The sequence below is a fragment of the Cellulomonas humilata genome (assembly GCF_013359775.1).
In the GTDB taxonomy this organism is placed as follows: Bacteria; Actinomycetota; Actinomycetes; order Actinomycetales; family Cellulomonadaceae; genus Cellulomonas; species Cellulomonas humilata.
Genome location: NZ_JABMCI010000067.1, coordinates 71372 through 94294, shown reverse-complemented (window position 1 = coordinate 94294; position 22923 = coordinate 71372). Strand labels below are relative to the sequence as shown.

The 22923-nt window shown below is 71.1% G+C and carries 21 protein-coding genes; 7 read left to right on the top strand and 14 right to left on the bottom strand.

All coding sequences use genetic code 11. From position 1 onward, the window contains the following. Window positions 1-129 precede the first annotated feature (129 nt). Complete coding sequence (locus tag HP550_RS14060) at window positions 130-495, top strand: YidH family protein (RefSeq protein WP_175348306.1); 366 nt, start codon at window positions 130-132, stop codon at window positions 493-495. Further along, window positions 492-803: a DUF202 domain-containing protein gene (locus HP550_RS14055; RefSeq protein WP_175348305.1), complete on the top strand. Its 312-nt coding sequence runs from the start codon at window positions 492-494 to the stop codon at window positions 801-803. Before HP550_RS14060 ends, HP550_RS14055 begins: the two co-directional genes overlap by 4 nt. Window position 804: 1 nt before the next feature. Here the strand turns inward: HP550_RS14055 and lplAB are convergent, their stop codons facing one another. From lplAB to cimA, 3 genes are all read right to left on the bottom strand, one after another. Continuing rightward, complete coding sequence (lplAB, locus tag HP550_RS14050; RefSeq protein WP_175348304.1) at window positions 805-1863, bottom strand: lipoate-protein ligase LplAB; 1059 nt, start codon at window positions 1861-1863, stop codon at window positions 805-807. A gap of 22 nt (window positions 1864-1885) precedes the next feature. After that, complete coding sequence (locus HP550_RS14045; RefSeq protein WP_175348303.1) at window positions 1886-2737, bottom strand: sensor domain-containing protein; 852 nt, start codon at window positions 2735-2737, stop codon at window positions 1886-1888. Window positions 2738-2825: 88 nt separating this feature from the next. Further along, window positions 2826-4448: a citramalate synthase gene (gene cimA, locus HP550_RS14040; RefSeq protein ID WP_175348302.1), complete on the bottom strand. Its 1623-nt coding sequence runs from the start codon at window positions 4446-4448 to the stop codon at window positions 2826-2828. 340 nt (window positions 4449-4788) lie between these two features. Here cimA and HP550_RS14035 point away from each other — a divergent pair, with 340 nt between their 5' ends. After that, entirely contained in the window at window positions 4789-5391 is a 603-nt protein-coding gene (locus tag HP550_RS14035) for a DUF6069 family protein (protein WP_246280873.1), read from the top strand. Window positions 5392-5397: 6 nt separating this feature from the next. On the opposite strand, the gene HP550_RS14030 is transcribed toward HP550_RS14035, so the two are convergent. From HP550_RS14030 to HP550_RS13980, 11 genes are all read right to left on the bottom strand, one after another. Next, complete coding sequence (locus HP550_RS14030) at window positions 5398-6402, bottom strand: serine hydrolase domain-containing protein (RefSeq protein ID WP_175348300.1); 1005 nt, start codon at window positions 6400-6402, stop codon at window positions 5398-5400. After that, a complete protein-coding gene (locus HP550_RS14025) occupies window positions 6402-7523 on the bottom strand; it encodes a branched-chain amino acid aminotransferase (protein ID WP_175348299.1) in 1122 nt (373 codons plus the stop codon). The genes HP550_RS14030 and HP550_RS14025 overlap by 1 nt, the downstream gene beginning before the upstream one ends. Window positions 7524-7610: 87 nt before the next feature. After that, window positions 7611-8672: a 3-isopropylmalate dehydrogenase gene (locus HP550_RS14020; protein WP_175348298.1), complete on the bottom strand. Its 1062-nt coding sequence runs from the start codon at window positions 8670-8672 to the stop codon at window positions 7611-7613. A 63-nt stretch (window positions 8673-8735) separates the two neighbouring features. Further along, a complete protein-coding gene (locus HP550_RS14015) occupies window positions 8736-9287 on the bottom strand; it encodes an ASCH domain-containing protein (RefSeq protein ID WP_175348297.1) in 552 nt (183 codons plus the stop codon). 205 nt (window positions 9288-9492) lie between these two features. Continuing rightward, entirely contained in the window at window positions 9493-10521 is a 1029-nt protein-coding gene (gene ilvC / locus HP550_RS14010) for a ketol-acid reductoisomerase (protein WP_056096857.1), read from the bottom strand. A 39-nt stretch (window positions 10522-10560) separates the two neighbouring features. Next, window positions 10561-11085 (bottom strand): acetolactate synthase small subunit, encoded by a 525-nt coding sequence (gene ilvN, locus HP550_RS14005; RefSeq protein WP_175348296.1) that lies wholly within the window; start codon window positions 11083-11085, stop codon window positions 10561-10563. A gap of 3 nt (window positions 11086-11088) precedes the next feature. Further along, on the bottom strand, window positions 11089-12924 hold the full coding sequence (locus HP550_RS14000; protein WP_175348295.1) for an acetolactate synthase large subunit: 1836 nt from the start codon (window positions 12922-12924) through the stop codon (window positions 11089-11091). 257 nt (window positions 12925-13181) lie between these two features. Beyond that, the gene (locus tag HP550_RS13995) at window positions 13182-13760 is read right to left on the bottom strand and encodes a pyridoxamine 5'-phosphate oxidase family protein (protein WP_175348294.1); all 579 of its coding nucleotides are present in this window, start codon (window positions 13758-13760) and stop codon (window positions 13182-13184) included. 8 nt (window positions 13761-13768) lie between these two features. Continuing rightward, complete coding sequence (locus HP550_RS13990) at window positions 13769-14518, bottom strand: DUF2306 domain-containing protein (RefSeq protein WP_175348293.1); 750 nt, start codon at window positions 14516-14518, stop codon at window positions 13769-13771. Window positions 14519-14596: 78 nt separating this feature from the next. After that, on the bottom strand, window positions 14597-16279 hold the full coding sequence (locus HP550_RS13985) for a glycoside hydrolase family 13 protein (protein WP_175348292.1): 1683 nt from the start codon (window positions 16277-16279) through the stop codon (window positions 14597-14599). Next, the gene (locus HP550_RS13980) at window positions 16276-17436 is read right to left on the bottom strand and encodes an ROK family transcriptional regulator (RefSeq protein WP_175348291.1); all 1161 of its coding nucleotides are present in this window, start codon (window positions 17434-17436) and stop codon (window positions 16276-16278) included. Before HP550_RS13980 ends, HP550_RS13985 begins: the two co-directional genes overlap by 4 nt. Before the next feature lie 112 nt (window positions 17437-17548). On the opposite strand from HP550_RS13980, the gene HP550_RS13975 reads away from it, so the two are divergent. From HP550_RS13975 to HP550_RS13960, 4 genes are all read left to right on the top strand, one after another. Then, window positions 17549-19702, top strand: a complete 2154-nt coding sequence (locus HP550_RS13975; RefSeq protein WP_175348290.1) for an alpha-galactosidase — start codon at window positions 17549-17551, stop codon at window positions 19700-19702. A gap of 131 nt (window positions 19703-19833) precedes the next feature. Beyond that, window positions 19834-21021 carry an ABC transporter substrate-binding protein gene (locus HP550_RS13970; RefSeq protein ID WP_343048180.1) on the top strand — a complete coding sequence of 396 codons (1188 nt, stop codon included), beginning with the start codon at window positions 19834-19836 and terminating at the stop codon, window positions 21019-21021. Window positions 21022-21023: 2 nt separating this feature from the next. Continuing rightward, window positions 21024-21959 (top strand): carbohydrate ABC transporter permease, encoded by a 936-nt coding sequence (locus tag HP550_RS13965; RefSeq protein WP_175348288.1) that lies wholly within the window; start codon window positions 21024-21026, stop codon window positions 21957-21959. Then, window positions 21959-22867: a carbohydrate ABC transporter permease gene (locus HP550_RS13960; RefSeq protein ID WP_246280872.1), complete on the top strand. Its 909-nt coding sequence runs from the start codon at window positions 21959-21961 to the stop codon at window positions 22865-22867. Before HP550_RS13965 ends, HP550_RS13960 begins: the two co-directional genes overlap by 1 nt. Window positions 22868-22923: the final 56 nt, after the last annotated feature.

The window sequence follows — 22923 nt, the reverse complement described above, 5'->3', positions numbered from 1 at the left end:
CGCGCGCGTGCAGCACGCCCAGTCGGCGCAGCTGGCGGTCCAGGTCCGTGTCCATCGCTCTCCCCTTCGTCGACCACCAGGAGCGCGCGCCGGGGCACCTGATACACGTCCGCGCGCGAGGATGGGCCCATGAGCGACGAGCGACGGTTCCCCCGGTGGGTCTACGGCACCGGGACCGACCCCGACGCGCGCTTCTCGCTGGCCAACGAGCGCACGTTCCTCGCCTGGATCCGCACCTCGCTGGCTCTGCTGGCGGGCGGCGTGGCTCTGGAGGCCCTCAATCTGCCGGTGCAGCCCGACCTGCGGTTCGCCGCCGCGCTCGTGCTCGTCACCATCGGCGTGCTCGCCCCGGTGCTCGCGTGGATCAGCTGGGCCCGCGGCGAGCGCGCCATCCGGCAGAGCTCCGCGCTGCCCGCACCGTCCGCCTTCGGTCTGCTGGTGGTCGGCGTGTGCGTCGCGGGCGGCCTCGTGCTCGTCGGGCTGATCGCCGCGTGAGCACAGCCGGCGACGTCCCGACCCTGGCCGCCGAGCGCACGCACCTGGCCTGGCGCCGTACCGCGATCGGCCTCGCCGGCGGCGGCGTGGCTGCCGCTCACCTGCTCCAGGAGTTCCTGGGCGCCGCCGCCTGGAGCCTGGCGGCCACCGGCGTGATCATCGCCGTCGCCCTGACCGTCGTCTCGCACCGTCGTCACGTCGCCGACGGAGCGCTGCCTCCGGGCGGACGGCTCGTCGCAGCCAGCGCGGCGGGGGTCGTCGTCATCGGTGTCGCCGCCGTGGCCTTCGTCGTGCTCCGCGGCCGCTGATTCAGAGCACCCGTGCGGTCCAAGCAGGATCGGTGAACTTGGTGCGCATCAGCTCGGTGGCCCGCTCCAGCTCCTCGGGCCGGAGCACGCCGTCCACCGTCGGGTAGCGGCTGCGGAAGTGCGCGGCGAACGCGGAGATGACCTCCTCGCGCGGCATCTGCGTCTGCGAGCGCACCGGGTCCACCCGCTTGTTCGCGCTCGTCGTGCCCTTGTCCGACAGCTTCTCTCGGCCGATCCGGAGCACCTCGAGCATCTTGTCGGCGTCGATGTCGTAGGACATGGTCACGTGGTGCAGCACCGCACCGCCGACCATCCGCTTCTGCGCCGAGCCCGCCAGCTTGCCCGCCGGGGACGCGATGTCGTTCAGGCCGCTGGTGAACGCCTGCACGCCGACGTCCGCGAGCGCGCCGAGCACCCACTGGTTGAGGAACGCGTAGGAGTCCTCGAAGGTCATCCCGTCCACCAGCGACGCCGGCACCACCAGCGAGAACGTGATGCAGTTGCCGGCCTCCATGAACATCGCGCCGCCGCCGGAGATCCGGCGCACCACCGTGATCCCGTACCGGTCGGCGGCCTCGAGGTCCACCTCGTTGCGCAGCGACTGGAACGACCCGATGATCACGGCCGGCTCCACCCACTCCCAGAACCGCAGCGTGGGACCGCGACGGCCGGCGCCGAGCTCCTCGGTGAGCACCTGGTCGAGCGCGGCGTGCAGGGCCGGGGGCAGCGGACCGGGGTGGATCAGCTCGAACGTGTGGTCGGCCCAGGCGGTGGAGAAGCCGAGCGCCCGCCGCACGGCCACGGCGACCGCGTGGGCGTCGAACCCGACCATGTGCACCGGCTGGTCCTCGCGGGCCAGGGCGCTGGTCACCGCGTCCGCCAACCGGCTCACCGGCGAGTCCCGCGGCAGCCCGTCCAGCGACGACGACACCACCGCCAGCGCCTCGTCGGGCTCGAGGAAGAAGTCGCCGCTCACGCTGACGCCGCTGAGCAGCCCGTCCACCACGTCGAGGTCGACCGCGACGAGCTTGCCGCCGGGCACCTTGTACTCACCATGCACGGGCCCAGCGTAGGTGGCGTGGTCAGCCGAGGGACCGGACCGCCGACTGCGCCTGCCCCTGGACCATCGCCGCCAGGTCGGCCGGGTCGCCCAGGGTCGCCAGCGCCGCCTGCCGGTCACCGGCCGTCAGGGCCTCGGCCGTCCACGTGACGATCGTGTTCCCCACCAGCAGGTGTCCCCGGTAGCCGGGCACCTCGGACCCCTCGGCGGAGTGCGTGACCTCCTGCACGATCGAGGGGAAGACGCCCTGCCCCTCGATCGCGGGTTCGGCCGTCCACGTGGCCCCGTCGATGTCCGGGTTCACCTGGCTGTACTCCGGGCACGCGTCGACGGTGGTGACCAGGGTGCGGAACGCCTCGCGCGCCGCCGCCGGGTCGGTCAGCAGGACGACCTCCTGCTGGAACGCCAGGGCGCCGTTGCCCCACATCAGCGTGTCGTACCACGGGGGTGGCACCGCGACGACGGTGGCAGCCACGAGGCACTCCGGCGGCTCGATGGTCGATCCGAGCGGCAGGCCCCACGGCAGCTGGCCCGAGGTGATCCGTGGCTGCACCTCGGGGTCGGCCGCAGGGATCTGCGCCACCAGGTCGGCGGCGTCGACGAACAGGGTGAGGCCGGTGGTCGGGTCGAAGACCGCGTCCGCGCCGGGGACCTCGGCCGAGGGCGACGGCGTGCCGGGCGGCACGGTCGGCTCGGGGGTCGTGACGGTGATGCTCGGGGTGAGCGACGGCTCCGTCTCGACGGGCGCCCACGGCTGCGCCACCAGCGCCGTGATCAGTGCGATCGCGAGCACGGCGACGAGGAGCCACCACCAGCCGATCCGCGACCGACCCGGTGGGGGCCCAGGGTCGGGCGGCGGCACGCTGCCGGACACGACCGCTCCCTCCGCACGTCGGCGGCCGCGCTGCAGCGGCCGGTCCCCCGAGGCTAGGCTGCCCGGCTCGAACGCGCAGGGATGAAGTTCACAGCGGCGTCACGCCGCGGTGCCGCAGACCCCAGATGGCGGAGTCCGTGAGTGCTTCCCACGACGCCTCCAGCAGGTTGGGGCCGACGCCGACCGTGCTCCACGACCGCTGGCCGTCGGTCATCTCGATGAGGACGCGCGTGATGGCGTCGGTGCCGTGCATCGAGTCGAGGATGCGCACCTTGAAGTCGATGAGCTCGAACGACTCGAGCTCCGGGTACACGGTGACCAGTGCCTGCCGCAGCGCGTGGTCGAGCGCGTTCACCGGCCCGTTGCCCTCCCCGGTGCTGACGATCCGCTCACCGCCGGCGTGCAGCTTGACCGTGGCCTCCGCGGTGGCCGGCGTGCCGCGCCCGCCCGACCGCTCGACGATGGTCCGCCACGACTCGACGCGGAAGAACTGGGGGCGCTGGCCGTCGATCTCCTCGAGCAGCAGCAGCTCGAACGAGGCGTCCGCCGCCTCGTAGGTGTAGCCGTTGGCCTCGGCGTCCTTGACCCGGTCGGTGACGCGCCCGAGCAGCTCGGGACGCCCCGCCAGGTCGAACCCGAGCTCGCGGCCCTTGAGCTCGATCGAGGCGCGGCCGGCCATGTCCGAGATGAGCATGCGCATGTCGTTGCCCACGTTGGCCGGGTCGGTGTGCTGGTAGAGGTCGGGGTCCACGCGGATGGCCGACGCGTGCAGGCCGGCCTTGTGCGCGAACGCGCTGGCTCCCACGTAGGGCGAGCGGGCGAACGGGGAGATGTTGGTGATCTCGCTGATCGCGTGCGCGATCCGGGTGAGCTCGGTCAGGCCCCCGGGGAGACCCTCGGAGACCTTGAGCACCGGCAGGCCGTACTTCAGCTGGAGGTTGGCCACGACGGACAGCAGGTCGGCGTTCCCGGTGCGCTCGCCGTACCCGTTGACGGTGCCCTGGACGTGCGTGCACCCGGCCTCGACCGCGGCGAGGGTGTTGGCGATCGCGCAGCCCGAGTCGTTGTGCGCGTGGATGCCCAGCACGGCGTCGGGGCCTACCGCGCCGCGGATCTCGTGCACGATGTCCGCCACCCAGGTGGGCACCATCCCGCCGTTGGTGTCGCACAGGGCGACCACCTCGGCACCGGCCTCGAAGCCCGCCAGCACGGCCGCCCGCGAGTACGCCGGGTCGAACCGGTAGCCGTCGAAGAAGTGCTCGGCGTCGACCACCACACGCCGCCCCTCGCGCACCAGGAACGCGACCGTGTCCGCGATCATGGCGATGTTCTCGTCCCCGGTGGTGCGCAGCGCCCGCTCCACGTGCCGCAGGTCGTGCTTGGCGACGAGCGCGACGACCGGCGCCTCGGAGTCGACGAGCGCGCGCACCTGCGGGTCGTCGACCGCGCGCGTACCCGCCTTGCGGGTGCTGCCGAACGCCGCCAGCTCGGCGTTGCGGAAGTCCAGCTCCTTGGCGGCCCGCTTGAAGAACTCCGTGTCCTTCGGGACCGCGCCGGGCCAGCCGCCCTCGATGAACCCGACCCCGAGCTCGTCGAGCAGCGGCGCGATGGCCAGCTTGTCGGAGACGGAGAGGTTCATCCCCTCCTGCTGGGCGCCGTCGCGCAGGGTCGTGTCGTAGACCTGGAACGGGGTGCTGGCGGGGACGGACACGATGGGCTCTCTTCGGTGCTGGGACGGGCAACGTCACTACTGCTGAGAACGATCCGCCGGCGGGGGTGTGCCGGTGCAGTCGACGGTAGCCGGGGCGGTGGTGGTGCCCCGACCAACAAAAAGACCCCCCGGGGTACGGGAGGTCTGCGCGTCAGCTGGTGGGCCGACGCGCTACTCGATAATGAGGGAGGAGCGGGTCACCCCTGCATCGTGGCACACGTCACGTCCGGGGGTCACGCGTTCCACCCCTTGGACAGGTTGTCCAGCGCCGGGTCCGCTCGCCCCGTCCTCTCGCTACGGTGACAGGGTGCCGCGACGGCACCGATCCCGAGGAGGACACATGTCGGTGCCTACTCCCCCGCCGGAGCGCCAGTCCGCCTTCCCGCACCAGACGCCGTCCCCGTCGCCCGCACCCCCGCCTCCGCCTCCGCCCCCGCCGGACCCGACGATCGTCTTCCCCGCCGCGATCCAGCCGCAGGCACCCGCGCCGGCGGCCCCCGTCGCACCGGTCCCGGCGGGGCCGTCGGTCGACGCCGGCCGCTACTGGGCCGGTGTGGCCGCGACGGCGCTGGTCGCCGCCCTCATCGGCGTCGTCGGCGTGGTGGTCGTCGACCGGATCCTCCAGATCGACCTCGTGGTGCAGGACCCGCTCGGGACGGGCTCGACCGGTGCGGCGTTCGTCGTCGGCGGCGTGCTCGCCTCCCTGGTCGCCGGCGGGCTGCTCCACCTGCTCGCGCTCACCACGCCGAAGCCCCGGGCGTTCTTCGGCTGGATCATGTTCCTCGCCACGCTGACCGCCGCCCTGCTGCCGCTGACCTGGACCGACGTGACGGAGTCCGCGATCTCCTCGGGCGTGATCAACGCCCTGATCGGCATCGCGATCTGGTCGCTGCTGCTCGGCGTGCTGGGTCGGACGTTCCGCCCCGGCACGCTCGTCGACTGACGCCGGTCAGTCGATCAGCTGCGCCTGGAGCGCCTTCGCCAGGGGCCACGCCGCCTCGGCGGTGGTGCCGACGACGGTCACCGTGAGCCCCTCGGCGGGGTCGTGGTTGCTCAGGAACGACACCCCGGCGTCGTATCCCTCGAGCTGGACGACGTCACGCGTCGGGTGCACCCAGAACCCGAGCCCGTACCGCCGGTCGTCGTACGGTGCCGTGCTGCGCGGTCGCACCATCTGGGCCACGGTCTCCGGGCGGACGATCGCGCCGGCGAACAGCGCTGTCCAGAACCGGTGCACGTCGGCTCCGGTGGTGTAGATCCCGCCGTCACCGGTGCCGAGCACCGGGAGGTGGAACACGTTGGTCCGCCACTCGCCGTCCATCTCGACGTACCCGAGCGCCGCGCGGCCGGGCAGCGCGTCCGAGCGCAGGAAGTCGGTGTCCACCAGGCCGGCCGGCGCGCAGACGCGCTGCCGCACCAGGTCGTGGAACGGCACCCCGGACGCCCGCTCCGCCAGCAGGGCGAGCACCACGAAGCCGCCGTTGCAGTAGAAGAACTTCTCCCCCGCCCGGAACGCGGTCGGGAACCCGTCCAGGACCGCCAGGAACTGCTCGGTGGTGGCCAGGTGCTGCACGGGGACCGTCATCGCGTACGCGCTGATCGGGACGTCGTCGTCCTCGTCGAGGTAGTCGCCGATGCCCGACGTGTGCGCGAGCAGGTGCTCCACGGTGACGTCGTCGGCGATGAGTGGGAGGTCGGAGCCCAGCAGCGAGCGCGCGGTCGTCCCCAGCGAGAGGGTGCCGTCCTCGACCAGGCTCATCACCGCGAGCGCGGTCATCCCCTTCGACCCGCTCGCGATCGCCACCTGGGAGTCGGGCGTCAGGGGGATGCCGTGCCGCCGGTCCGCCAGGCCGTACGCCGCCGAGAGCTCCGTGGACCCGGCGCGGTCCACCCGCACCACTCCCGCGAAGTCGCTCTCGGCCGCGATCCGGTCGACGTCTGCCGCGAGAGTCATCAGACCAGGCGGTGCAGCCAGCCGTGCCGGTCAGTGGCGCGGCCGTATTGGATGTCCGTGAGCTCCGCGCGGATCCGCGTGGTAACCGGTCCTGCCTCCCCGTCGCCGACGGTGAGGTCGAAGTCGTCGCTGGCCATGCGGCCGATGGGAGTCATCACGGCTGCCGTGCCGCACGCGAAGACCTCGCGCACCGACCCGTCGGCCAGGCCCTCGCGCAGCTCCGTGAGCGGGATCTGACGCTCGGAGACCTCGTGCCCCGCATCGGTGAGCAGCCGCAGGATCGACGAGCGCGTGACGCCCTCGAGGATCGAGCCCGAGATCGGCGGCGTCGCCACGCTGCCGTCGGCCTGCACGACGAACACGTTCATGCCGCCGAGCTCCTCGAGCTGGGTGTTGGTCGACGCATCGAGGAAGCACACCTGCTCGAAGCCCTTGGCGTAGGCCAGCTGCTGCGGCAGGAGGCTCGCGGCGTAGTTGCCGCCGCACTTGGCGTCGCCGGTCCCGCCCGCGCCGGCGCGGTGGAACTTCTGGTCCACCCAGATCGACACCGGTCGCACGCCCCCCGCGAAGTACGGCCCGACGGGTGAGGCGATGACCAGGAACTCGGCCTCGAGCGAGGGCCGCACCCCGAGGAACGTCTCGGAGGCGTACATGAACGGGCGCAGGTACAGGCTCGTCTCCTCGCCGGACGGCACCCAGACCACGTCGGTGGCCACGAGCGCCTCGATGGCGCCGAGGAAGTCCGCCTCGGACAGCTCGGGCAGAGCGAGGCGTCGGGCCGAGCGCGCGAACCGGGCCGCGTTGTCGCGCGGCCGGAACGTCCACACCGACCCGTCGGCGTGCCGGTACGCCTTCATGCCCTCGAAGATCTCCTGCCCGTAGTGCAGGACGGCCGTGGCCGGGTCCAGCAGCAGGGGGCCGTACTTCTCGACGCGACGACGGGTCCAGCCGTCCTCGTTCGAGTACGAGATGCGGGCCATGTGGTCGGTGAAGACGGTGCCGAACTTCGGCGACGCGAGCGCTGCCTCGCGCTGCTCCGCAGGGACGGGGGTGTCGGTCCGCGTGACGTCGAACGTGTCGACAGCCGACGGGGTGAACGTGGGGTTGGTCGTGGTGCTCATGTGCGGGGGCCTTTCACCAGAGTCAGGTTTGACGGTACCGGTGAGGACGGCCGGGTGACAGACGAAGGCGTGGAGCCTGCGTACGGACTAGCCGGCGATGCGCGCGGCGAGGTCCTTGCCCACCTCGGCCGTCGACCGTACTCGGTCCGTCCCGCGGTCGGCGATGTCGTCGGCGACCGCCTTCTCGACACGCGCCGCGGCCTCCGGCAGACCGAGGTGCTCGAGGAGCAGGGCGACCGACAGCACGGTGGCCGTGGGGTCCGCCTTGCCCTGGCCCGCGATGTCCGGCGCGGAGCCGTGCACGGGCTCGAACATGCTGGGCGTCGTGCGGTCCGGGTTGATGTTGGCCGACGCCGCCAGCCCGATGCCGCCGGTGATGGCCGCGGCGAGGTCCGTGAGGATGTCGCCGAACAGGTTGTCGGTGACGATGACGTCGAACCGCGCCGGGTTGGTGACCAGGAAGATGGTCGCCGCGTCCACGTGCAGGTAGTCGACCGTCACGCCGGGGAACTCGGCGTTCACGGCCTCGACCGTGCGGCGCCACAGGTGGCCGGCGTGCACGAGCACGTTGTGCTTGTGCACGAGCGTGAGCTTCTTGCGCGGGCGCGCCGCGGCCCGGGCGAACGCGTCGCGGACCACGCGCTCGACGCCGAACGCGGTGTTCACGCTGACCTCGTTGGCCACCTCGTGCGGGGTGCCCACGCGGATGGCGCCGCCGTTGCCGACGTACGGGCCCTCCGTGCCCTCGCGGACGACGACGAAGTCGATCTCGCCCGGGTGGGCCAGCGGCGAGGCGACGCCCGGGTACAGCCGGCTGGGCCGCAGGTTGACGTAGTGGTCCAGCGCGAAGCGCAGCTTGAGCAGCAGCCCCCGCTCCAGCACGCCGGACGGCACGCTCGGGTCACCGATGGCGCCCAGCAGGATCGCGTCGTGCGCGCGGATGGCCTCGAGGTCGGTGTCCGTGAGGGTCTCGCCGGTCGCGTGGTAGCGGCGGGCGCCGAGGTCGAAGTCCGTCGTCGTGACGGTGACCCCGCTGCCGTGCAGCGCGGTGTCGAGCGCCAGCAGGCCCTGCTCGACGACCTCCGTGCCGATGCCGTCACCAGCGACGACGGCGAGGCGGATGTCCCGGGCAGCAGCGGTGTCGACCATGGATCGAGCGTAGACCCCGTCCCACCGCTCGGGACGGGTGTCTCATCTGACGGAACGCGACGCTCAGTCGACCGCGGGCGTCGGACCGCTCGTCGGGTAGATCAGCTCGAACCGCTCGAGCATGACGTCCAGCGACGGGGAGAAGGCCTCGCCCAGCACCCGCCGCCACGACTCCTCGTGCTGGGTCCGCCACGACTCCAGCGTCCCGTCGTCCTCGGCCTCCGCCGCGGCGTGCTCCGCGCCCACCTGGTCGAACGGGACGACCTCGACCTCCGTCGTGCGCAGCAGCGCCCGCGGGGTTCCCTCGCCGTCGACGACGATCGAGAGGTCTCCGACGCGCGGCAGCTCGAGGCCCACCTGCTCCAGCTCCGCGACCGCCAGCGCGGTGGCCGTCTTGCGACCGTCGAGCACCCGGGCCAGCAGGTCCTCGGCCTCGGCGTCGTCGCCGTACGACCACGACGGCGGCGGCACGACGTCCTCGGGAGTCCCGCCGACGATCGCGTCCAGCTTGCCGAACCCGACGTGTCCCCGGGCCGCCTGCCAGAACGCCGCGATCCGCTCGTCCTCGACGGCGCCCTCGACACCCTCGGGCGGCTCCACCTGCTGGTCGGTCATCGTCGTCCCCTCCGTCGGTCGTCCGCCCATCCTTGCGTACCCGCAGGTGACCGGCACGACCACGCAGAACGGCACCCCGGCCGGAGCCGGGGTGCCGCTCGGTGGAGCAGGGATCAGCGCGCTGCAGAACCCTCAGCGCTCATGGTCGCGCTCGGCTCTGCGCTGCCTCCGGCACGTGCCACCCTTCGGGCGGCCCGTACCTCCGTCAGCGCGCCGCCGAGCCCTCGACGTAGTCGGACTCGGCAGGCTTGACCCAGGCGAACAGCTTGCGCAGCTCGCGGCCGACGGGCTCGATCGGGTGGTTCTGGCCCTTCTCGCGCAGCTCCTTGAACTCCGGTGCGCCGGCGTCCTGGTCGTTGATGAACCGCTCGGCGAAGGCGCCGTTCTGGATGTCGGCGAGGACCGCCTTCATGTTCTCCTTCACGTCCGGCGTGATGACGCGCGGACCGGAGACGTAGTCGCCGTACTCGGCCGTGTCGGACACGGACCAGCGCTGCTTGGTGATGCCGCCCTCGAAGATGAGGTCGACGATCAGCTTGAGCTCGTGCAGGACCTCGAAGTACGCGACCTCGGGCTGGTAGCCGGCCTCGGTCAGCGTCTCGAAGCCGTACTGGATGAGCTGCGAGACGCCGCCGCACAGGACGGCCTGCTCACCGAACAGGTCGGTCTCGGTCTCCTCGGTGAAGCTCGTCTTGATGCCGGCGGCGCGCAGGCCACCGATCGCCTTGGCGTAGGACAGGGCGAGGTCCCAGGCGGAGCCGGACGCGTCCTGCTCGACCGCGACGATGACCGGCACACCGCGCCCGTCGACGTACTCGCGGCGTACCAGGTGACCCGGGCCCTTGGGGGCGACCATGAGCACGTCGTGCTGCGCGGCCGGCTTGATGTAGCCGAAGCGGATGTTGAAGCCGTGGCCGAAGACGAGCGCGGCGCCGTCCTTCAGGTTGGGCTCGATCTCGTCGCGGTACACGATCCGCTGCACCTGGTCGGGCGCCAGGATCACGACGACGTCGGCCTCGCGGACCGCGTCGGCCACCGAGGCGACCGTGAGGCCCTGGTTCTCGGCCTTGGCGCGGGACGCCGAGCCCTCACGCAGGCCGACGGTCACGTCGACGCCGGAGTCGCGCAGGTTGAGGCTGTGCGCGTGCCCCTGGCTGCCGTAGCCGATGACGGCGACCTTCTTGGACTGGATGATCGACAGGTCGGCGTCGTCGTCGTAGAACAGCTCGGCCACGATGGGTCTCCTCGGTGTGTGGTTCGTTCGAAAAACAGGTCAGGCGGAGCGGTTGACGCGCTCCAGGGCGCGGTCGGTGATCGAGCGGGACCCGCGGCCGATGGCCACGGTGCCGGACTGCACGATCTCCCGGATGCCGAACGGCTCCAGGGCGGCGAGCAGGGCGTCGAGCTTGCCCGGTCCGCCGGTCGCCTCGATGACGACGGTGTCCGGCACGACGTCGACGACGTGCGCCCGGAACAGCTGGACGACCTCGAGGACCCCGGTGCGCTGGCTGGCGTCGGCGCGAACCTTGACCAGCAGCAGCTCACGTTGCACGGACGCGGAGTCCTCGAGCTCGACGATCTTGATGACGTTGATCAGCTTGTTCAGCTGCTTGGTCACCTGCTCGAGCGGCAGGGCGTCGACGTCGACGACGACCGTGATGCGCGAGATCTCGTCGTGCTCGGTGGGACCGACCGCGAGCGAGTGGATGTTGAACGACCGCCGCGCGAACAGGCCGGCGACGCGCGTCAGCACGCCGGGCTTGTTCTCCACGAGGACCGAGAGTGTGTGGCGCGACATGGTTCAGTCCTCCCGGTCCCACGCCGGGCTGATGCCCCGCGCGTACTGGATGTCGTCGTTGGAGACGCCGGCGGCGACCATCGGCCACACCATCGCGTCGCGCGACACGGTGAAGTCGATGACGACCGGCTGGTCGTTGATCTCGAGGGCTCGCTTGATGGTCGCATCGACGTCACCGACGGTCTCGCAGCGCAGTCCCGCACAGCCGTAGGCGTCGGCCATCTTCACGAAGTCGGGGATCCGCACCGTGCCGTGCCCGGTGTTGAGGTCGGTGTTGGAGTAGCGGGACTCGTAGAACAGGGTCTGCCACTGCCGCACCATGCCGAGCGACGAGTTGTTGATGATCGCGACCTTGATCGGGATCTCGTTGATCGTGCAGGTGGCCAGCTCCTGGTTGGTCATCTGGAAGCAGCCGTCGCCGTCGATGGCCCACACGGTCCGCGACGGGTCGCCGACCTTGGCGCCCATCGCCGCCGGCACCGCGTAGCCCATGGTGCCCAGGCCCCCGGAGTTCAGCCAGGAGTTGGGCCGCTGGTACTTGATGAACTGCGCGGCCCACATCTGGTGCTGGCCGACGCCCGCCGCGAAGATCGACTCCGGCCCGGACAGCTCGCCGATCCGCTGGATGACGTACTGCGGGGCCAGGTGGCCGTCCGCGGGCTCGTCGAACCCCAGCGGGAACGTCGCGCGCCAGTCGTCCAGCTGGCGCCACCACCCCTCGAGGTCCGGCTTGCCGTGCTGCGTGTGCTCGCGGGCGAGCTCGGGCAGCAGGTCCGCCATGACCTCCTTGAGGTCCCCGACGATCGGCACGTCGACCGTGCGGTTCTTGCCGATCTCGGCCGGGTCGATGTCCGCGTGCACGATCGTCGCGTTGGGCGCGAAGCTGGACAGCAGGCCCGTCACGCGGTCGTCGAACCGGGCGCCCAGGGCGACGACGAGGTCGGCCTTCTGCAGGGCGGCGACGGCGGCGACCGTGCCGTGCATGCCAGGCATGCCGAGGTTCTGCGGGTGCGAGTCGGGCAGCGCGCCGCGGGCCATGAGGGTGGTCACGACGGGGGCGCCGGACGCCTCGGTCAGCGCCTTCAGCTCCGCCGACGCGCGAGCCCGGATGACGCCGCCGCCGACGTAGAACACGGGCCGGCGGGACGTGGCGATGAGCCGGGCGGCCTCGCGGATCTGCTTGGCGTGCGGCTTGGTCACCGGGTGGTAGCCCGGCAGGTCGAGCTCCTGTGGCCACGAGAACGTGGTGCGGGAGACCATCGCCGACTTGGCGATGTCCACCAGCACGGGACCCGGGCGCCCCGTCGAGGCGATGTGGAACGCCTCGGCGATGACGCGCGGGATGTCGTCGGGATCGGTCACCAGGTAGTTGTGCTTGGTCACCGGCAGCGTGATGCCGACGATGTCCGCCTCCTGGAACGCGTCCGTGCCGATCATCGACGCGGACACCTGGCCGGTGATCGCGACCAGCGGCACCGAGTCCATGTGCGCGTCGGCGATGGGGGTCACGAGGTTCGTCGCGCCCGGGCCTGAGGTCGCCATGCAGACGCCGACCCGACCGGTCGCGGCGGCGTAGCCGGCGGCCGCGTGGCCACCGCCCTGCTCGTGCCGGACCAGGATGTGGCGGACCTTGGTGGAGTCCATCAGCGGGTCGTACGTCGGGAGGATCGCGCCGCCGGGGATGCCGAAGACGACCTCGACGCCGGCCTCCTCGAGCGAGCGGACGATCGACTGCGCGCCGGTGACCTGCTCGACCGTCGTCGGGGCAGGGACTCGCGGCGCGGACGGTGCGCCGGGTGCGGATGTTCGCGGCGGCGCCGGGTGAGGGCCCTGGACCATCGATGTCTCCCTGAGTGGTGCTGCGTGGGTCGTGCGTCGGGTACTGCGTGGGGTACTGCCTGAGCACGAAAAAGCCCCTCGAGCCACGTACGGGCTGGACGAGGGGCGAGCGCGCTGACGGGGCCTGTGCGGGAGGCCTCTAGCCGGCGCGCTCAGGAAGTACTACGAGAAGGATCGTCTGCACGCTGTGGACACTACGCCCAGGTTTCCGATGTGTCACGTCGCCCCCCGGCCATCTCACATCGTGGTTCACGAGATCATCCAGTGGACGCCGTGGACGGTTCGGGATCCATGTCGAACGCCGGCAGGCCGTCGATGCTGGTCCGGTTCTTCAGGCGTCGGTACGCGGCCTGGCCGTCGGTCCCCTTGCGCTCCATGTGCTGCGGCAGCAGGTCCCGCTCCCCCTCCAGCGCCATCCGCGGGACGCCGTAGCCGCACGAGTCCGACACCCGGTCCACCTCGACGACGATCACGGCTCGGGCGCCGCGCGTCTCGGGGAACAGGGCCGCGAGCTCGTCGAAGCCCTCGTCGTAGAGCGTGACGAACCGGCCGCGACCGTAGAGGCGGACGAGGTTGGGCGGCCCCTCGAACGCGCAGAACATGAGCGTGATCCGGCCGTTGTCCCGCAGGTGCGCGATCGTCTCGGCGCCGCTCGCTGTGAGGTCGAGGTACGCCACCGTGTGCTCGTCGAGGACCACGAACGAGCCGGCGATGCCCTTGGGTGACAGGTTGACGTGCCCGTCCGGGCCGCTCGGCGCCGTCGCGACGAAGAACATCGGCTGCGCCTCGACGAACGCCCGCAGCCGACCGTCGATGCTCTCGTGCACGGTGCCCACGCCTGCTCCTACCTCTCGACGACCTCCGTGCGAGCGTAGCCACCGTCGGTGATCCGCAGCGCCGGCAGCCCTCGGCGCCGGACCATCAGCTCGGCGATGACGAGGTTCGGGAGCCAGCACAGGAACGGGACCGCGGCGTACGCGTTGGCGAAGGCCGCCTCGACGCCCTGGTCGCCGTCGACGAATGGCAGCTGGACCCCGAGCAGCAAGCCCGTCCACGCGCGCAGGGTCACCGCGGCGAACGTCAGGGCGAAGTTCCGGATCATCCAGGCCTGGTGCGCCCGAACGTCGCCGGAGCGGATCGCCCGGTAGCCGCGCCAGCCGGTCCAGAGCCACAGGACGCCGAGCGTGCCGAACCCGAAGAACCCGACGAAGCCCACGCTGTTGAACGGCGCCATCACCAGCGAGGCCACGCCGCCCACACCGACCGCCGTCAGGTACGTGCGGCCCGTCCACCGGTGCACGCGCGGGAGCCGCCGGCGCAGGCCCGCCCAGAACTGCCACGGGCCCAGCAGGAGCGCCAGCCCTGCGCCGACGACGTGGACGTAGAAGGCAGCACGCACGGCCGCGGGCTGGTCGAGGTAGGCGGACGCGAGCCCGAACCCGTCGTCCGTGAGCGCCCGCAGCGACGAGGTCAGGTACGGCGTCACGGAGTACGCGGCGATCGCCAGCGAGGTCAGGAGCACCGCCGTCCACCCCGCCCACCGGCGGCGCGTCCGGACGGGCAGCGGGTGGGGCGGGGCCGTCGCGATCGTCATGCTCGGGACGCTAACGAGCCCGGAACACCCCGGTCTGTCCCGCCAGCCCCCGGGTCGGCACGGTGGCAGACCCGACGGTCAGGACCTGTGGACCCGCGCCTCCCACGGCCGCAGGGCCGACCCCGCCGGGTCCGGGTAGTTGCCCAGTACCAGCTCGCCCAGCTCGAGCCCAGTCTCCTGCACCTCGCCCGAGAAGTTGCCCAGGACGGTGAGCGTGACGCCGCCGAGCCGGCGGGTGAACGCGTACACGTGCTCGTGGTCCGGGAGCAGCATGGTGAAGTCGCCGAGGGCCACGACCGGGTCGTCGTGCCGCAGGGCGATGAGCGCCCGGTAGTAGTGGAAGACCGAGCCGGGGTCCGCGCGCTCCGCCTCGGCGTTGACCGTCGGGTAGTTCTCGTTGACCGAGATCCACGGGGTGCCCGTCGTGAAGCCCGCGTTCGGGGAGCCGTCCCACTGCATCGGAGTGCGGGCGTTGTCCCGACCCGTCGCCGCGATGCCGGCCAGCAGGTCCTCGTCGGACCCCGTGCCGACGGTCTTCGCGACCGCCACGTGGTTGAGCGTCTCGATGTCCCGGTACTGGTCGAACCGCGTGAAGTGCGCGTTCGTCATCCCGAGCTCCTCGCCCTGGTAGACGTACGGCGTGCCGCGGTGCAGGTGCAGCACGGTGGCGAGCATGGTGGCCGACTCGCGCCGGTACCGCCCGTCGTCGCCGAAGCGGGACACGATCCGCGGCTGGTCGTGGTTGTCCCAGTACAGGCTGTTCCAGCCGACGTCGGCCAGCGCGGTCTGCCAGCGCCCGAACGACGCCTTGAGGTCCCGCAGCCGCAGCGGGCGGACGTCGAACTTCCCGCCCGGTCCGTGGTCGAGGCCGACGTGCTCGAACTGGAACACCATGTCGACCTCCTCCCGCGCCGGGTCGGTGAAGTCGCGCGCCTGCTCGACGGTGACGCCGGGCATCTCCCCCACGGTCAGCAGCCGCTCGGGGCGACCGGCGAACACGGCCTTGTGCATCTCCGCGAGGAACTCGTGGATGCGCGGACCGCAGACGTAGGACGCCGAGCCGTCGGCGAGCAGGCCGTCGGTGACCACGCCGTCCGGCAGGGCGATGTCCTTGGAGATGAGGTTGATGACGTCCATGCGGAAGCCGTCGACCCCTCGGTCCAGCCACCAGCGCATCATCGAGTAGACCGCGTCCCGGACGGCAGGGTTCTCCCAGTTGAGGTCCGGCTGCTTGCGGCTGAACAGGTGCAGGTAGTACTCGCCCGAGCGCTCGTCGAGCTCCCACGCGGGTCCCTCGAAGAAGGACCGCCAGTTGGTGGGCTCGGCGCCGGGAGCGCCCGCTGCCATGCCCGCGCGGGGCGGCCGCCACCAGTACCAGTCCCGCTTCGGGCTGTCCGGGTCCCGGGACTCGACGAACCACGGATGCTCGTCGGACGTGTGGTTGACGACGAGGTCCATGACCAGCTTCATGCCCCGGTCGTGCAGCGCCGCGATCAGCTCCTCGAGGTCCTCGAGGGTGCCGAACATCGGGTCGACGGCCTGGTAGTCGCTGATGTCGTAGCCGTTGTCGTCCTGCGGGGAGGCGTAGATGGGCGACAGCCAGACCACGTCCACCCCCAGCTCCGCCAGGTGGTCGAGGCGCCCGAGGATGCCTCGCAGGTCACCGATCCCGTCTCCGTCGGAGTCCGCGAACGAGCGCGGGTACACCTGGTACACGACGGCTCGGGTCCACCACGGGGCGTCCTCGGGGGTCCAGCTCATGTGATCGCTCCTGCATCGGCGGAGAGCAGCACCGGCGCGCGCTCGTCGAGACGGATGCGGTCGACGGCGTCCTGGATCGCGATCGTCGCCGCCCCTCGGGCCCACGCCGAGAAGCCGGACTCGTCGACGTAGAGCCCGACCGGCTCGGCGCGCGGGTCGCGGTCGGCGGCGATGGCGGCCCGCACCCGATCCTCCGCGAGGGCGAAGAGCCCGATGCCCTCGCCTGCGAGGACGACCGCCGGCTGGAGGGTGAGGTTGACCGCGAGCGCGACGAACCGTCCGAGGGCGGCCGCAGCCTCGTCGACGACGGTCGTCGCCGCGGGATCGCCCTGCGCCGCCAGGCGGAGCACGTCGTCGTAGTCGAGCGGACGCTGGAGCGCGGCCGACACCTGGGCGGCGATCGATCCCGAGGCCAGCATCGCCTCGGCGCACCCGCGATGGCCCACGTGGCAGACCGGGCCGGTGGTGCTCAGGGGGATGTGGCCGCCGAGGCCGACACCGGCCTCGCGGGAGTGCACGACCTGCCCGTTCACGACCAGCGCGTACCCGACGCCGGCGCCGATGGTGATCACGGCGAACCCGGGGATCCCGCGGCCGAGCCCGAACCAGCGCTCGGCCTCGGCGAGCGCCACGAGGTCGTTCTCGAGCGACACGGGGATGCCCAGCCGGTCCTCGACGAGCTGGGCGAACGGCACGTCCGTCCAGTCGAGGAACGGGGCGAACTCGACGCGACCGTCCCTCACGGCCCCGCCGAGCGACACCCCGACGCCGGCGATCTGGTCGACGCCGAGACCGCGCACGGCCGCTGCGATCTCGTCGGCGACGCCGTCCGGGTCGCGGCGACCGAGCGCGTGCTCCTGGTAGGCGAGCAGTCCGGCGCGGACGTCCGTCGCGACGACGTAGAGCGACTCGCCCGCCACCTTGACGCCCGCGAAGCTGGCCAGTCCCGGCCGGACGTCGAGCGGGCGCACGGGTCGGCCGATCGACCCGTCGGTCCGGTCGTCCAGCTCGACGAACAGCCCGCGGTCGAGGAACGGCTTGACCAGGCGTGTGAGGCTCGGCGGCGACAGGCCCAGGCGACTGGTGAGCTCGCTGCGGGAGATCGGCCCGTGGATGAGCACGGCGCGAGCGAGAGCGCGCTCGCTCTCGCTCAGCATCCGCTCAACCCGTTCATTGGTTCCATCATGACACGAAAACCGACCCACCTGGCCCGAAATGTACCGGAATCAGAACTTGTCCCGGTTGTTTCTTCCGTGTTAGAACTAATACATGCTCTCTCACGACGAGGTGACTGCGGACACCACTGCCCGACGCGTCCTGCACCTGCACCGCGGCGGCACCAGCGTCGTGATCGACCTCGACGTCGCCCCCCACCCGGCGATCGTGCACTGGGGCGAGGAGCTGGCCGACTCGAGCGAGCAGACGCTGCACGGCCTGGCCGTGGCGGCCCTCCCGCAGCGGGTCTCCGGCGGACTCGACGAGCCGGCTCGCGCCACGCTCGTCACCTCGCAGGCGGCCGGCTGGCTCGGCACGCCCGGCCTGGAGGGCCACCGCGACGGAGCCGCGTTCAGCGTCCGCCTGGAGCTCGAGGACATCCGGGCCGACGATCACCAAGTCCGGCTCTCCCTGGTCGACCGGGAGGCCGACCTGAGTGCGGTGCTCGAGTTGCGGGTGGGCCCGAGCGGGCTCCTGCACCAGCGGATCACGCTGCGCAACACGGGCGACTCCCCCTACACGGTGCAGTCGCTCCACCTCGCGTTCCCCGTGCCGTGGGACGCGACCGAGATCCTCGACACCACGGGTCGGCACCTGAAGGAACGCACTCCCCAGCGGCGCCCCTTCACGTACGGGACGCACCTGCGCGAGAGCCGCCGCGGCCGACCGGGTGCGGACGCCACCCTCGTCCTCGCCGCAGGCCGCCCGGGCTTCGGCTTCGAGCGCGGGCGCGTGCACGCCGTGCACGTCGCGTGGAGCGGGAACCACCGCCTGCTCGCGGAACGGTCCGCGGCCGGGGAGGCCGTCCTCGCGGGGGGAGAGCTCTTCGCGCCCGGGGAGGTCATCCTCGCGCCGGGTGCCTCGCTCACGTCGCCCGACGTGATCGGGTCGTGGGGCGACGGGCTGAGCGAGCTCGCCCACCGCTTCCACGACGAGTGGCGCCGCCGTCCGGCCCATCCCGTCCGGCCGCGCCCGATCACGCTCAACACGTGGGAGGCGGTCTACTTCGACCACTCCCTCGACCGGCTGACCGCGCTGGCGGACGCCGCCGCGTCGGTCGGGGTCGAGCGGTTCGTCCTCGACGACGGGTGGTTCCTCGGGCGTCGCGACGACACCTCGGGCCTGGGCGACTGGTACGTGGACGCGACCGTGTGGCCCGACGGGCTGCACCCCCTGGTGGACCACGTCGTGCGCCGCGGCATGGAGTTCGGCCTCTGGGTGGAGCCCGAGATGGTCAACCCGGACAGCGACCTCGCCCGTGCGCACCCCGACTGGATCCTGCGCGCGCGGACGACGCTGCCGCCGTCCGCGCGTCAGCAGCAGGTGCTCGACCTCGCGCACGACGACGCCTACGCGTACATCGCCGGCCGGCTCCACGCCCTGCTCGACGAGTACCCCATCGCCTACCTGAAGTGGGACCACAACCGCGACCTGCTCGACGCCGGGAGCGGTCCGCAGGGCGTCGCCCGGGTCCGCGAGCACACGCTGGCCCTCTACCGGCTGCTGGACGAGCTCAAGGCGGCCCATCCCGGCCTGGAGATCGAGAGCTGCGCCTCCGGGGGTGCGCGTGTCGACCTCGGCATCCTGGCGCGCACCGACCGGATCTGGACCAGCGACACCCTCGACCCGCTCGACCGCCTGGTCAACCAGCGGTACACGGGCCTGGTGGTCCCGCCGGAGATGATGGGCATGCACCTGACCAGCCCCGTGGTCCACTCGACCGGCAGGACCGTGGACCTCGACCTCAGCGCCGCGGTCGCGCTCTTCGGGCACGTCGGGATCGAGTGGGACCTCACGGCGACCGACGAGCCGACCCGCTCCCGGATCGCGGCGTGGGTGGAGTACGCCAAGCGCATCCGCCCGCTGGTGGCCACCGGCCGCACGATCTCCGTCGACGACACCGAGCCGGGCATCGACGTCCGCGGTGTGGTCGCGCACGACGGCACGTCGGCGGTGTTCACCCTCACGCAGACCGACACCACCGTCGCCTACCCGCCGGGCAGGGTCCGGATCCCCGGGCTCGACCCCGGCCGGCGGTACCGCGTCAGCGTCGTCGGCGGCCCCACCGGGACCGCCGGCCAGTCCGAGCTCGCCTGGCAGACGCACGACATCACCCTCACGGGGCGCGAGCTCGACGCCGTCGGCCTCCGGCCGCCGGTCCAGTACCCCCAGAGATCCACCGTCATCGAGCTCGTCGCCCAGAGCTGAGCACGACCACACGCGCAAGGAGGCGCACGATGAGATACCGAGAGAAGCGACACGGTCGAACCGCAGCAGCGGCGGCCCTCGTCGCTCTGCTGGCCGCAGTCGGCGGCTGTGCGAACGAACCGTCCGACGGCGTGACCACCCTGAGCTTCTTCCAGTTCAAGGGTGAGGCGCTCGAGGACTTCACCCAGATCATCGCCGACTTCGAGGCGGAGAACCCTGACATCCGCGTGGTGCAGAACCAGGTCGCCGACGGCGACACGGCCATCCGGACCCTCCTGGTGAAGGACAAGGCGCCGGACGTCATCGCCCTGAACGCGAGCGGGAACTTCGGCCGCCTCGTCCAGGCCGGGGTGTTCTACGACTTCTCCGACGAGCCGGTGCTGGACACCATCAACCCGGCGGTGCAGGAGATCATCGCGGACCTCGGCACGTACGGCGACGAGGTCAGCGGCCTGGGCTACGTCAACAACGCCAACGGGGTCATCTACAACCAGGACATCTTCGAGGAGCAGGGCCTCGAGGTCCCGGAGACCTGGGACGAGCTGGTCGCCGTCTGCGACGCGCTCCAGAGCGCCGGCATCACCCCGTTCTACGGGACCCTCGCCGACTCGTGGACGGGGCTGCCCTCCTTCAACGCGCTCGGCGCCTACCCCGCCGGCGACGACTTCTTTGACCAGATGCGCGAGCAGGGCGAGGAGACGGGTCCGGACTCGGAGGTGTCGTTCCAGAAGAACTTCGCCGAGGCGATGGACCAGCAGTACCAGCTGTTCGGGTACATGCAGGAGGGCTACCGCGGCAAGACCTACGACGACGGCAACGCCGCGTTCGCCGCCGGCGAGGTCGCCATGCTCCTGCAGGGCATCTGGGCGCTGAGCCCGATCAAGGGCATCAACCCGGACATCCGGGCGGGGATCTTCCCGTACCCGGCCACCGACGACCCCGCCGACCGCGTGCTGGTCTCGGGTGTCGACGTCGTCGTGACGATGCCGAAGGACTCGCCGCGCCAGGCCGAGGCGAAGCGCTTCATCGAGTACCTGTTCGAGAAGGACGTGATCGAGGAGTTCGCCGCCTCGCAGAACATGATCCCGTCCGTCGAAGGCGCGGAGCTCAGTGACGAGCCGGCGATCCAGTCGGTCGCCCCGTACTTCGACGAGGGCCGCATCGCGGGCTTCATCGACCACCAGATCCCGCCGAGCATCCCGCTCGCGGCGATCGACCAGCAGTTCCTGTTCAGCGGCGACGCCGAGGCCGCGCTCGCCACCCTCGACAGCGAGTGGAGCAAGGTCGCCGCTCGCACCATCCCCGTGACGGGAGAATGACGATGACGTCCTCCACGCAAGCCCTGCCCGCGGCACGCGGCGCCGGCGGTGCCGACACACCCCCGGCGCGGCGCCTCGCGAAGGACCGCGCGCAGTCCACGTTCTACTGGATGGTCTGGCCCGCGGTCATCGCGTTCTTCCTGTTCCACACCGTCCCGGTGCTCGTCGGCATCTTCTTCAGCCTGACGAACTACGCCGGGTACGGCGCCTGGAACTTCGTCGGCCTGTCCAACTACGTCAACCTGTTCAAGGACGACCGCGTCCTGCAGGCGTACGGGTTCTCGTTCCTGTTCGCGATCGCCGCGACCGTGCTGACCAACTTGATCTCGCTGTCCATCGCGATGGGTCTCAACTCCAAGATCATGGCCCGCAACTTCTGGCGGGGCGTGTACTTCGTGCCCTACGTGCTGGCGATCCTGGTCATCGGCTACGTGTTCCAGTTCTTCTTCTCGAACTCGCTGCCCAAGATCCTGGCGAGCATCCCGCTGTTCGCGAACAACATCCTGACCAACGAGACCTGGGCGTGGACCGCGATCGTCGCCCTGGCCGTCTGGCAGTCCTGCGCCTTCGCGATCATCATCTACCTGTCCGGGCTGCAGACGATCCCCCGCGAGCTCTACGAGGCCGCGTCCCTGGACGGTGCGAAGCCGTGGAGGCAGTTCTCCGCGATCACCTTCCCGCTGATCAGCGCCTTCTTCACGATCAACGTCGTGCTGAGCCTCAAGAACTTCCTGCAGGTCTTCGACCCGATCGTCGCCCTGACCAACGGTGGCCCGGGCACCGCCACGGAGTCCGTGACGCTGCTCATCTTCCGCGGCGGGTTCTCCGGCGGGGAGTTCGCCTACCAGACCGCGAACGCGGTGATCTTCTTCATCGTCATCACCATCGTCTCGCTCTTCCAGTTCCGAGTTCTTCAGCGCAGAGAGGCGGACTTCTGATGACCACCGCCGGAACCGTGCTCGGCCAGGCCGAGCCCGTCCTGCCCGGGCCCCGTCGGCGCCGCACCAAGAACGTCGCGGACGACGACACCCGCAAGATCAACTGGTGGGTGACCGCACTGATCGCGGTGTGCTCGCTGACGATCCTCGTCCCGCTCTACCTGGCCGTGGTCGTCGCGCTCAAGACCCCCGACCAGCTCACGACCGGCACCGGCTTCGAGTGGCCGAACCCGATCCGCTGGGAGAACTTCCCGGAGGCGTGGGAGCGGACCAACTTCTCGCAGGCACTGATGAACACGGCGATCATCACCGTGGGGTCGGTCGTCTTCACGCTGCTGACCAGCTCGGTCGTCGCCTACGGCATCGCGCGGAACATCCACCGCCCGTTCTTCAAGGGCGTGTTCTTCTACCTGCTGGCGGCCCTGTTCATCCCGTTCCCGATCATCATGCTGCCGCTGGTGAAGCAGACCTCGCTCCTGGGCCTGGACAACCAGGCGGGGATGATCGTGCTCTACACGATCTACGGGTTGTCGCTGAACATCTTCATCTACACCGCCTACATCCGCTCGATCCCGATCGAGCTCGAGGAGGCGGCGCGGGTCGACGGTGCGTCGACGTGGCGGGTGTTCCGGCAGATCATCTTCCCGCTGCTGACACCGATGAACGCGACGGTCGGCATCCTCACGTGCGTCTGGGCGTGGAACGACTTCATCATGCCGCTGGTGGTGCTCACCGACCCCGGGGCGCGGACGCTGTCGCTCGCGCAGTACGTGTTCCAGGGGCAGTTCAACACCGACTACACGGTGGCGTTCGCGTCCTACCTCATGGCCATGGCACCCCTGCTGGTGGTCTACATCTTCAGCCAGCGCTGGGTCATCTCCGGGGTCACCCGGGGGTCGATCAAGTAGGCCGACGTGACGACAGGCCCGCTCCCCGAGAGGAGCGGGCCCGTCGCTGCGTGCAC